The sequence below is a fragment of the Cupriavidus sp. 01L46 genome (assembly GCF_056399905.1).
The window spans coordinates 1-11,543 of record NZ_JBFTSF010000030.1 but is presented as its reverse complement, the minus strand read 5'-3'; the positions used below and the strand labels follow the sequence as shown (position 1 = coordinate 11,543).

General features: G+C 66.9%; 9 protein-coding genes. 5 read left to right on the top strand and 4 right to left on the bottom strand.

The window, feature by feature from the left end:
- Position 1 precedes the first annotated feature (1 nt).
- The 4 genes from AC1DS3_RS07935 to AC1DS3_RS07920 all read right to left on the bottom strand — a co-directional run bounded on the left by AC1DS3_RS07935 (position 2) and on the right by AC1DS3_RS07920 (position 6,178).
- Positions 2-1,894 (bottom strand): chorismate-binding protein, encoded by a 1,893-nt coding sequence (locus tag AC1DS3_RS07935; protein WP_441636531.1) that lies wholly within the window; start codon positions 1,892-1,894, stop codon positions 2-4.
- 222 nt (positions 1,895-2,116) lie between these two features.
- Complete coding sequence (gene dnaJ, locus AC1DS3_RS07930; protein ID WP_150985979.1) at positions 2,117-3,265, bottom strand: molecular chaperone DnaJ; 1,149 nt, start codon at positions 3,263-3,265, stop codon at positions 2,117-2,119.
- Positions 3,266-3,440: 175 nt separating this feature from the next.
- Positions 3,441-5,447: a molecular chaperone DnaK gene (gene dnaK, locus AC1DS3_RS07925; protein WP_367651384.1), complete on the bottom strand. Its 2,007-nt coding sequence runs from the start codon at positions 5,445-5,447 to the stop codon at positions 3,441-3,443.
- 185 nt (positions 5,448-5,632) lie between these two features.
- Positions 5,633-6,178 (bottom strand): cob(I)yrinic acid a,c-diamide adenosyltransferase, encoded by a 546-nt coding sequence (locus tag AC1DS3_RS07920; RefSeq protein ID WP_441636528.1) that lies wholly within the window; start codon positions 6,176-6,178, stop codon positions 5,633-5,635.
- A gap of 239 nt (positions 6,179-6,417) precedes the next feature.
- Between AC1DS3_RS07920 and AC1DS3_RS07915 the strand changes: the two genes are divergently transcribed.
- The 5 genes from AC1DS3_RS07915 to AC1DS3_RS07895 form a co-directional block, all read left to right on the top strand.
- Positions 6,418-7,836 (top strand): FAD-binding oxidoreductase, encoded by a 1,419-nt coding sequence (locus tag AC1DS3_RS07915; protein ID WP_441636526.1) that lies wholly within the window; start codon positions 6,418-6,420, stop codon positions 7,834-7,836.
- Between the two features lie 13 nt (positions 7,837-7,849).
- A complete protein-coding gene (locus AC1DS3_RS07910) occupies positions 7,850-8,740 on the top strand; it encodes a LysR substrate-binding domain-containing protein (RefSeq protein ID WP_150985975.1) in 891 nt (296 codons plus the stop codon).
- A 43-nt stretch (positions 8,741-8,783) separates the two neighbouring features.
- Positions 8,784-9,311, top strand: coding sequence for a GNAT family N-acetyltransferase (locus tag AC1DS3_RS07905; protein WP_441636524.1), 528 nt, complete (start codon positions 8,784-8,786; stop codon positions 9,309-9,311).
- Between the two features lie 253 nt (positions 9,312-9,564).
- On the top strand, positions 9,565-11,058 hold the full coding sequence (locus tag AC1DS3_RS07900; RefSeq protein ID WP_477126966.1) for an FAD-linked oxidase C-terminal domain-containing protein: 1,494 nt from the start codon (positions 9,565-9,567) through the stop codon (positions 11,056-11,058).
- A 2-nt stretch (positions 11,059-11,060) separates the two neighbouring features.
- Positions 11,061-11,543: ion transporter (locus AC1DS3_RS07895; RefSeq protein ID WP_477126965.1), on the top strand; the 483-nt coding region annotated here is incomplete at its 3' end.

Below are 11,543 nucleotides of genomic sequence, written 5' to 3'. Positions count from 1 at the left end.
CTCAGGCTGTTGCCGGCAACGCCGCCGATAGCACGCCCCGCAGCGAATTCGCCAGCGCTAGTGCCTCCGCGCTCAGCAGCATGGCCCGTGTGACAACCGCCTCGCGCACCGTCCCGCCGAGGTAGCGTGCACCATCGCCCAGCACCGCGTCGCGCATCACGCCGGGCAGGATATCGGCGGCCAGCGGCGGCGTCAGCCACTCGCCTTGCACCTTGACGAACACCGAGCTGCGGCCGCCTTCGAGCAGCTCGCCGCGGGCGTTGAAAAACAGGCTGTCGAAGGCGCCGGCGCGTTCGGCGGCTTGCCAGCCGGCGTCATAGACAGCACGCGCGCTGGTCTTGTGGCGGCGCAACGCGTCCGCGACCGGCAGCGCCTGCGCTGCCAGCACCACGCGCACCGGGGCCGCGGTGAGCGGCGCCACCGGGCCGTGGGCAACGGTGAGGCTGCCCGCCTTGTCCAGCGCCAGCCGCAGACGCCAGGTGCCGGCACCGAGATCCGCCACGGCCGCCTGCACTAACGCCAACGTGCGAGCGTGCTCAAACCCAAAGCCGAAGCACGCAGCGGAAGCCGCCAGCCGCGCCAGATGCTGGTCCAGGCGCTGGCACGCTCCGTCTTCCACCCGCATGGTTTCGAACAAAGTGAAGCCCGGATCGTGCGCGGTCAGGAAGCGTGCCTTCCAGCCGCACTCGGCAAATTCGCCCGCGGCGTCGCTGTCATGCACGATGCCGCCGCCCACCCCCATCTCGCCCGCGCGCAGTCCGTCGGCGCCCTGCGCGCCCAATACCAGTGTGCGGATGGCGACCGACAGCGCAAAGGTACCCGGCCATGCCTGCGCTTGCCCTTCGCCGGGCGCATCGATCCAGCCGAGCGAGCCGGTGTAAAGGCCGCGCGGCGCGCTCTCCAGCTCGCCGATGATCTCCATGGTGCGCCGCTTGGGCGCGCCAGTGATCGAGCCGCAGGGAAACAGCGCGCGCATCAGATCCGCCAGGCTGGTGCCGGCGCGMGCCATGGCGGTCACGGTGGAGGTCATCTGCAGCACCTGGCCGAAGGGCTGCACCACGAAGCGATCGGGCACGGCGACCGTACCCGGCACCGCGACGCGGCCCAGGTCGTTGCGCAGCAGGTCGACGATCATCACGTTCTCGGCGCGGTTCTTGGCGTCGGCCGCCAGCGCCAGCGCGGCCTCGGCATCGCGCGCGTCGTCGCCCGTGCGCGGCGCCGTACCCTTCATCGGGCGGGTGAGCAACTGGCCCTGGCCGTCATGCCGGACGAACAATTCCGGCGACAGCGACAGCACCCAGCCATCGCCCGGCAGCCGCACCAGCGCGCCGTAAGGCACTGGCTGGGCGGCACGCAAGGCGGCATAGAGCGCCAGCGGATCGCCAAACTCGGCAAAGCGCAGGCGCTGCGTGAAGTTGACCTGATAGGTGTCGCCAGCTTCGATCCACTGGTGGATGCGAGCGATGGCGGCATGGAAAGCCGGCTCCGGCGTGTCGGCCAGGACATCCATCAAGCCGGCCTGCTGACCCGAGGACGGCGCCAGCCATTGCGCGACCTGCGCCTTGTCCAGCCGATGCATATCCCTGAACCACAGCAGGCGCAGCGCGCCATCGTGGAAGGGCAATGCGCAATCGACATGGACCGGCACGCCAATCAGCGGGCCGCCGAATTCGTAAGGCGCAAACAACGTGGCGTGCCAGCCCTGGCGCCAGCCATCGGCCAGCAAGGCATCGAGCGTGCCGAGCGCGCAGGCATCCGGCAGCACGTCTTCACGGGCAAAGCCGGTGTACAGGCGCGATGCCGCCTCGCCCAGCGCGGCAGTGGCATTGTCGAGCAGGACGAAAGGCTCGGCGTTGGCCGGGAAGGGGAACGTGCGGATCGGGGAAACTGCCACGGGAAATCACCAGCGTAATTGAGGTCGCCGGGAGGCGGGCGACATCGCATTATCGCGCGCCCGCCCTGTCTGCGGCCCTATCCCCTCAGGGGCAGAGGGCCGCGCACGAGGGTGGCTTGGCCAGGAGCCGCTTGAAACGAAGCCAACGGTTTGAGCGGCGCCCAAAAAACAAAAAAGCCGGCCACGCATCAAAGCGTGGCCGGCCGCATGCTCCAGGCCGGATCAGCTGAAGAAGCTCTTCACCTTGTCGAGCCAGGATTGCTCCTGCGGGCTGTGGCGCGAGCCACCTTCATGCACCGAGCGGTCGAACTGGCGCAGGATGTCCTTCTGCGCCTCGGTCAGCTTGACCGGCGTTTCCACGTTCACGTGCACGTAGAGGTCGCCGGGGTAGCCCGAGCGCACACCCTTGATGCCCTTGCCGCGCAGGCGGAAGGTCTTGCCGGGCTGGGTGCCTTCCGGCACCGGGAAGCTGGCCTTGCCGCCCAGCGTAGGCACTTCCAGGTCGCCGCCCAGCGCCGCGGTGGCGAAGGAGATCGGCATCTGGCAGTGCAGGTCGTCGCCATCGCGCTCGAACACCGCGTGCTGCTTGATGTGGACTTCCACATACAGGTCGCCCGGGGGGCCGCCGTTGATGCCCGGCTCGCCATTGCCCGAGGAGCGGATGCGCATGCCCTCGTCGATGCCGGCGGGAATCTTCACTTCCAGGGTCTTCTGCGACTTCAGCTTGCCCTGACCGTGGCACTTGGTGCACGGCTTGGGGATGTGCTTGCCGGTGCCGTGGCACTTGGGGCAAGTCTGCTGCATCGAGAAGAAGCCTTGCGAGACGCGCACCTGGCCCGCGCCATGGCAGGTCGGGCAGGTTTCGACATTGGTGCCGGGCTCGGCGCCATTGCCGTGGCAATGCTCGCACTCGTCCCAGTGGGGCACCCGGATCTGCGCATCGTGGCCGTGGGCGGCCTGCTCCAGCGTGATTTCCATGCTGTAGCGCAGGTCGGCGCCGCGGTACACCTGCGGGCCGCCGCCGCGGCGTCCGCCGCCAGCCTGGCCGCCTTGCTGGCCGAAAATATCGCCGAAGATGTCGCCGAAGGCTTCGGCGAAACCGCCGTAGGCCTGGCCGCCGCCGCCAAAGCCGCCCGCCATGTTGGGGTCGACGCCGGCGTGGCCGTACTGGTCGTAGGCTGCCTTCTTCTCGGGGTCCGAAAGCATCTCGTAGGCCTCTTTGACCTCCTTGAACTTCTCTTCGGAATCCTTGCTGTCCGGATTGCGGTCCGGGTGGTGCTTCATCGCCAGCTTGCGATAGGCCTTCTTGATCTCGTCGTCGCCGGCGTTCTTGCCCACCCCGAGCACTTCGTAAAAGTCACGTTTTGCCATGGTGGCTGCTTACCTGATGGGCCCGGAAGCGTCCAAAGCCCGCCCGGGCGAAATAGCAAAAAAGCCGAGCGAGGCATTCGACGGCGGTAACCCGCTTGGTCCAATGTCCGTCGCCCGGCGTCGGGATGGGGGCTGGCGCTGGTGTTGCGCACCGCGCCCCCGCCCCGCTCTTCCATTACTTCTTGTCGTTGACTTCCTTGAACTCGGCGTCCACGACGTTATCGTCCTGCGGATGGGCTTGCTGATGGCCCGCGCCGGCAGCACCGGCACCGGCTGCGCCCGCGGCGCCCGCCGCACCTGCTTCGCCGGCCTGGGCCTGCATGTCCGCATAGACACGCTCGCCCAGCTTCTGGCTGGCTTCGGACAGCGCGCTGACCTTGGCATCGATCTCGGCCTTGTCGCCGCCGCGTGCGGCGTCTTCCAGTTCCTTGATCGCGGCTTCGATCTTTTCCTTCTCGCCCGCTTCCAGCTTGTCGCCRTATTCGGTGACAGCCTTCTTGGTCGAGTGGATCAGCGCATCGGCCTGGTTGCGGGCATCCGCCAGCTCACGGGCCTTCTTGTCTTCCTCGGCGTTGGCCTCGGCGTCCTTCACCATGCGCTGGATCTCGTCTTCCGACAGGCCCGAGTTCGCCTTGATGGTGATGCGGTTTTCCTTGCCGGTGGCCTTGTCCTTGGCGCCCACGTGCAAAATGCCATTGGCGTCGATGTCGAACGAGACTTCGATCTGCGGCGTGCCGCGTGCGGCTGGCGCGATGCCTTCGAGGTTGAACTCGCCCAGCAGCTTGTTGCCGGTGGCCATTTCACGCTCGCCCTGGAACACCTTGATGGTCACGGCCGGCTGGTTGTCGTCAGCGGTCGAGAACACCTGCGCATGCTTGGTCGGGATGGTGGTGTTCTTGGTGATCATCTTGGTCATCACGCCACCCAGCGTTTCGATGCCCAGCGACAGCGGCGTCACGTCCAGCAGCAGCAGGTCCTTGCGGTCGCCCGACAGCACGGAGCCCTGGATCGCGGCGCCAACGGCGACGGCTTCGTCCGGGTTCACGTCCTTGCGCGCTTCCTTGCCGAAGAACTCCTTGACCTGTTCCTGCACCTTGGGCATGCGGGTCATGCCGCCAACCAGGATCACGTCGTCGATTTCGCTGACCTTGACGCCGGCGTCCTTGATGGCGATGCGGCACGGCTCGATGGTGCGCAGGATCAGTTCCTCGACCAGCGATTCCAGCTTGGCGCGGGTCATCTTCAGGTTCAAGTGCTTAGGACCGGAGGCATCCGCCGTGATGTACGGCAGGTTGATCTCGGTCTGCTGCGAGCTCGACAGTTCGATCTTGGCTTTTTCAGCGGCTTCCTTCAGGCGTTGCAGCGCAAGTACGTCCTTGGACAGGTCGACGCCCTGGTCCTTCTTGAACTCACCGATGATGTAGTCGATGATGCGCTGGTCGAAGTCTTCGCCGCCCAGGAAGGTGTCGCCATTGGTCGACAGCACTTCGAACTGCTTCTCGCCGTCAACGTCGGCGATCTCGATGATCGAGATGTCGAACGTGCCGCCACCCAGGTCATACACGGCGATCTTGCGGTCGCCCTTTTCGTTCTTGTCCAGGCCAAAGGCCAGCGCGGCCGCGGTCGGCTCGTTGATGATGCGCTTGACGTCGAGGCCTGCGATGCGGCCAGCGTCCTTGGTGGCCTGGCGCTGCGAGTCGTTGAAGTAAGCCGGCACGGTAATCACGGCTTCGGTCACCGGCTCGCCGAGGTAGTCTTCGGCGGTCTTCTTCATCTTGCGCAGCACTTCGGCGGACACCTGCGGCGGTGCCAGCTTCTGGTCGCGCACGGACACCCATGCGTCGCCGTTGTCGGCCTTGACGATGGTGTACGGCATCAGGCCGATGTCCTTCTGCACTTCCTTTTCTTCGAACTTGCGGCCGATCAGGCGCTTCACCGCATACAGGGTGTTGCGCGGATTGGTCACCGCCTGGCGCTTGGCAGGCGCGCCCACCAGGATCTCGCCGTCTTCCATGTAGGCGATGATCGACGGGGTGGTACGCGTGCCTTCGGCATTTTCGATCACCTTGGGCGTATTGCCTTCCATGATCGCGACGCAGCTATTGGTGGTACCGAGGTCGATACCGATGATCTTACCCATTATTCTCTCCTCTTGAGCCCCGCTATCCGCGGGGACTGCAATTCATCCTGAGGCCGAAATGTGGCCGTCCGGGGCCATTTCAAGGGCCGGAAGTGCAATTCCGACTAAATTCCTCGGCTTCTCCCTCTGATCAACGGCAGGCTGGCGGGCCAAGTTGAAGGGTGTTAGGAGACGTTGCGCGCCAAGTGTGGTTTTTGTGCTTCTTAAGTCATTTAAAACAGGGGCGGCTAACGGCCTCGCTGCCACAGGACATCGCTGCCCCCGCCGGCCCGGTTGAGCACGCGCGACAGCACGAACAGCAGGTCGGACAAGCGGTTCAGGTACTGGCGGGGCGCCTCGTTCAGGGCTTCCTGCGCGCCCAGCGCCACCAGCGCGCGCTCGGCGCGCCGGCACACCGTGCGGCACACATGCGCCACCGCCGCGGCCCGGCTGCCGCCCGGCAGGATGAACTCGGCCAGGCGCGGCAGGTTGGCATTGTAGTGATCCAGCCATTCGTCCAGCTGCAGCACCTGCTCGGGCTTGACCAGCACGTAGCCGGGGATGGAGAGTTCGCCGCCMAGGTCGAACAGGTCGTGCTGGATATGCAGCAAGGCCGAACGGACATCGTCGGGCAGCGTCTCGGTGAGCAGCACGCCAAGGTTCGAGTTGAGCTCGTCCACATCGCCGATGGCGGCAATGCGCAGGCTGTCCTTGCTGGTGCGGCTGCCGTCGCCAAGCCCGGTGGTGCCGGCATCTCCGGTGCGGGTGGCGATCTTGGAGAGGCGATGGCCCATGCGGGTCTCCTGCGTTGGCGAATCCAGCATTATGGCGCGCATCCGGCCCTTCGCGTTAGCGCCCTGCCCGGCGCCGGGTGGCGGTTGCGGCGCCCGCCCAACGAGCCGCCCCGGGTGCGGCGTAGAATAACGGGATTCGCTTGATACGCTACCGGGTGCGATTACCGGCGCCGTTCAGCGCGGCCTTGCCATGGCCAGCGCTGCGCGTCCCCGGCCCCCACAGACCCGCCGGAGACGCCATGAACCAACCCCTTGCCCACGCCGCGCTGGTGCGCCAACCCCTGCCCGCCGCCGTGCGTGACGCCTTGCAGGCCCGCTTCGGCGAACGCTTCTCCACCTCCCCCGGCGTCTGCGACCACCACGGCCGCGACGAGTCACCCTTCCCGCCGGCAGCGCCGGACGGCGTGGTCTTCGCCCACACCACCGAGGAAGTGGCCGAAGTGGCCCGCCTGTGCAACGAGCACCGTGTGCCGCTGATCGCCTACGGCGCCGGTTCCTCGCTCGAAGGCCACCTGCTGGCGGTGGCCGGCGGCATCAGCCTGGACCTGTCGCAGATGAACAAGGTGCTGTCGGTACAACCCGAAGACCTGAACGTGACGGTGCAACCGGGTGTGACCCGCAAGCAGCTGAACCAGGAAATCAAGGACTCCGGCCTGTTCTTCCCGATCGACCCGGGCGCCGATGCCTCGCTGGGCGGCATGTGCGCCACGCGCGCCTCCGGGACCAACGCAGTGCGCTACGGCACCATGCGCGAGAACGTGCTGGCGCTGACGGTGGTCACCGCCGACGGCCGCATCATCAAGACCGGCACCCACGCCCGCAAGTCCTCCGCCGGCTACGACCTGACCCGCCTGATGATCGGCAGCGAAGGCACGTTGGGCATCATCACCGAGGTGACGGTGCGGCTGTACCCGCAGCCCGAAGCCATCTCGGCGGCCATCTGCAGCTTCCCCAGCATGGGCAGCGCGGTGCAAGCAACCATCGAGACCATCCAGCTGGGCGTGCCCGTCGCGCGCGTGGAGTTCGTCGACGCGCTGGCCATCCGCGCCATCAACCGGCACGACAACCTGTCCATGCCGGAGGCGCCACACCTGTTCTTCGAGTTCCATGGCACGGAGGCCGGCGTCAAGGAGCAGGCCGAGACCGTGCAGCAGATTGCCGCCGACAATGGTGGCCAGGGCTTCGAGTGGGCCACGCGGCCGGAAGACCGCAGCCGCCTGTGGAACGCGCGCCATACCGCCTACTTCGCCATGCTGCAGCTCAAGCCGGGCTGCAAGGCGGTCACCACCGACGTGTGCGTGCCGATCTCCCGCCTGGCCGATTGCGTGACCGAGACCGAGCGTGACCTCAACGCGTCCAGCCTGCCCTGCCCCATCGTGGGCCATGTGGGCGACGGCAATTTCCACGTCGCGATCCTCACCGACCCTGAAAAGCCCGAGGAACTCGCCGAGGCCGAAACCATCAACCAGCGCATCGTGGAGCGCGCGCTGGCCATGGGCGGCACCTGCACCGGCGAGCACGGCGTGGGGCTGCACAAGATGGATTTCCTGGTCAGCGAGCACGGCGAAGACGCGCTCGACCTGATGCGCGCCATCAAGAACGCGCTCGATCCCAACCACATCCTCAACCCGGGCAAGATCTTCCGCCCGGTACGCTAAGGGCTCGCGCGGCATGGCATCCGTGTTCAACCGCGTCCCGCCGCTGCACCTGCTGATCGCGTTCGAAGCCGCCGCCCGGCTGGGCAGCTTCGCGCGCGCGGCCGAGGAGCTGTCGGTCACACCCAGCGCGGTGTCCCACCGCATCAAGAACCTGGAAGAGCTGTGGGGCGAGGACCTGTTCGTGCGCGCCAATGCCGCGCTGCGGCTGACGGCCGCTGGCACGCGCTACCTGCGCAACGTGCAGGATGCCCTCAAGGCGCTCAACGAACTGGCCCGGCCCGAGTACAACAAGCTGCGCACCCGCCTGCGCGTGGCGATCCCGCCCACCTTCGGCCGCCAGCACCTGGTGCCGCGCCTGCCCGAGTTCACGGCGCTGTACCCGCACATCGACACCGAGCTGCACCTGGCCATCCCCTTCCTGGACGTGAAGGCGGAAGACACCGATGTGGAGATCCGCTACGGCACCGGGCGCTACCCCGACCTGAAGACCACCAAGCTGCTGGTCGAGCCCGTGTTTCCGGCCTGCGGGCGCGAGTACTACGAGCGCATCGACGGCCGCGCCATCACCAAACCCGAGCACCTGCACAACCTGGTGCTGCTGCGCAGCCCGCTGGAGCCCTGGAAGCCCTGGTTCGAGACCGCGGGCCTGGACTGGCCCGAGCCCCAGACCGGCCCGCAGTTCAACGACATCGGCCTGATGCTCGAAGCCATCGCCTCCAACCAGGGCGTGGCGCTGGTTCGCCAGCGCATGGCCCGGCACTGGCTGTCGCTGGGCCAGATGGTGCGGCTGCTGGACATCGAATCGGTGTCGCCGCACGGCTACTACATCGTCGAGCGCGAACAGGCGCCGCTCAAGCCGGAGGCACGGTATTTCGTCGACTGGCTGCTCAGCCTGGACTGGTAAGACTGGCTAGCTGTCCGGCCAACCCCTTTCGGAGACACTCCCCATGCAGATCCGTCTGCTCACCCCCGCCGATGCTGGAGCCTTCCAGGCGCTGCGCCTCGAAGGCTTGCTGGAAGCGCCCGCCGCCTTCGGTTCCAGCTTCGAGGAAGAGCGCGACCTGCCGCTGGCCACCATCGCCGGCCGCCTTGAGGCAACGCCCGAAAAGGCCGTGATCGGCGCCTTGGAAGCCACCGAGGGCGGCACCACGCTGGCCGGCGTGGTCGGAGTGATGCGCGAGGACAAGGCCAAGCAGCGCCATAAGGCGTTTATCTGGGGCATGTATGTGGCACCGGGCTATCGCGGCCGGCGCCTCGGGCGGCAACTGATGGAACAAGCGTTGGCGGTGGCCACCGCCATGCCAGGGCTGCGCCAGGTCACGCTCTGCGTCAACGTCATCAATGCGCCAGCGATTGCGCTCTATGAGGCCATGGGCTTCGTGCGCTACGGCGTGGAGCCGCAGGCGCTCTATGTGGCACCGGACTACCACGACAAGCTGGAAATGGTGCACATGCTGGCGCCGCGCGGACAATAAAGCGCCCTGTTGGCGCCTTGCGCCACGCCGGTGCTAAGCTGGATTGGTACCGGCCAGCGCACGACGATCGTCCCTGCCACCGCCCGCATGGCACGTTCCGGGCCCATGCCGTCATGAGCGATTTTGATCGGCCCRCCATGCGGAATTCACGTTGCCAYGAGGYTGCGCAGCCACCTGGCTGCGCTATAGTCCTTGCTCCCCACCCGCKTCCGCCCTGCCATGGCGGGCGCCSGCGGCCATAACAGGAGTTGCCATGAACGCCCCGCACGAAGTCTCACCGGTCGCCGACGACGCACGCCGCAGCGCGTTGCTCGCCGGCCTGGCGAAAATCCTGCCCGATGCGGCGTTGTTGTGGAAACCCGAAGACACCGTGCCCTACGAGTGCGACGGCCTGGCGGCCTACCGCCAGGTGCCGATGGCCGTGGCGCTGCCCGATAACGAGGACCAGGTCTGCGCCATCCTGCGCCTGTGCCACTCGCTGCAGGTGCCCGTGGTGCCGCGCGGCGCCGGCACCAGCCTGTCCGGCGGGGCCATGCCGATCGCCACCGGCCTGGTACTGTCGCTGGCCAAGTTCAAGCGCATTGTCAGTGTGGATGTGCGCTCGCGCACCGCGGTGGTCCAGCCCGGCGTGCGCAATCTCGCCATCTCCGAGGCGGCCGCGCAGTACAACCTCTATTACGCCCCCGATCCTTCCTCGCAGATCGCCTGCACCATCGGCGGCAACGTCAGCGAGAATTCGGGCGGCGTGCATTGCCTGAAGTACGGCCTGACCGTGCACAACGTGCTGCGCGTGCGCGCCGTCACCATGGAGGGCGAAGTGGTGGAGTTCGGCTCGGAAGCGCCCGACGCGCCGGGGCTGGACCTGCTGGCAGCCGTGATCGGCTCCGAAGGGATGCTGGCGGTAGTCACCGAGGTGACGGTCAAGCTGATCCCCAAGCCGCAGCTGGCGCAAGTGATCATGGCCAGCTTCGATGACGTGGCCAAGGGYGGCAAYGCGGTGGCCGAYGTGATCGGCGCCGGCATCATCCCGGCCGGGCTGGAGATGATGGACAAGCCCGCCACCGCCGCGGTCGAGGAATTCGTGCGCGCCGGCTATGACCTGGACGCCGCCGCCATCCTGCTGTGCGAGTCCGACGGCACGCCGGAAGAAGTGGCCGAGGAGGTGGAGCGCATGAGTGAAGTGCTGCGCGCTTCCGGCGCCAGCCGCATCCAGGTGTCGCAAAGCGAGGCCGAACGGCTGCGCTTCTGGAGCGGGCGCAAGAACGCCTTCCCCGCCGCCKGGCGCATCTCGCCGGACTACTACTGCATGGACGGCACCATCCCGCGCAAGCATATCGGCACGCTGCTCAAGCGCATCGAGGAGATGGAGCGCAAGTACGGGCTGCGCTGCATGAACGTGTTCCATGCGGGCGACGGCAATATGCACCCGCTGATCCTGTTCGATGGCGCGGACCAGGACGAATGGCACCGCGCCGAGCTGTTCGGCTCCGACATCCTGGAGAGCTGCGTGGAGCTGGGCGGCACGGTGACCGGCGAGCACGGCGTGGGCGTGGAGAAGCTCAATTCCATGTGCGTGCAGTTCTCCGCGGAGGAGCGCGAGCTGTTTTTTGGCGTCAAGGCGGCCTTCGACCCGGCGCGCCTGCTCAACCCGGACAAGGCCATCCCCACGCTGGCGCGCTGCGCCGAGTACGGCCGCATGCATGTGAAGCGCGGCCTGCTGCCACACCCTGACCTGCCCCGATTCTGAACATGGCCGCTCAAAACGCCACGCAACGCACCCGCAGCAGCGCGCAAACCCGCCAGCGCCTCGGCAAGCCCGAATCCGGCTGGCGCGAGCGCTGGTACACCATCATCTTCGAGGCCGGCACGCGTAACGGGCAGCTGTTCGACATCACCCTGCTGCTGGCCATCGTGGCCAGCGTGCTGATTGTGATGTTCGACAGCCTGCCGGCGGTAAGCCTGCGGCTGGGCCGCGTGTTCACGGTGCTGGAGTKGCTGTTCACGCTGTTGTTCACCGCCGAATACCTGATGCGCATCGTGGTGGTGCGCCGCCCCTTGCGCTATGTGTTCAGCTTCTTCGGCGTGGTCGATTTCCTGTCGATCATCCCTACGTGGCTCGCCTTCTTCGTGCCCGAGCTGGCGTTCCTGATCGACGTGCGCCTGCTGCGGCTGCTGCGCGTGTTCCGGATCCTCAAGCTGACGGTGTATTTCGAGGAAGCGCAGATCCTGTAC

Coding starts and splice junctions, on each gene's coding strand:
- dnaJ (WP_150985979.1), bottom strand. CDS start 3,265: ATGGCAAAACGTGACTTTTACGAAGTGCTCGGGGTGGGCAAGAACGCC.
- AC1DS3_RS07915 (WP_441636526.1), top strand. CDS start 6,418: ATGAACCAACCCCTTGCCCACGCCGCGCTGGTGCGCCAACCCCTGCCC.
- AC1DS3_RS07910 (WP_150985975.1), top strand. CDS start 7,850: ATGGCATCCGTGTTCAACCGCGTCCCGCCGCTGCACCTGCTGATCGCG.
- AC1DS3_RS07905 (WP_441636524.1), top strand. CDS start 8,784: ATGCAGATCCGTCTGCTCACCCCCGCCGATGCTGGAGCCTTCCAGGCG.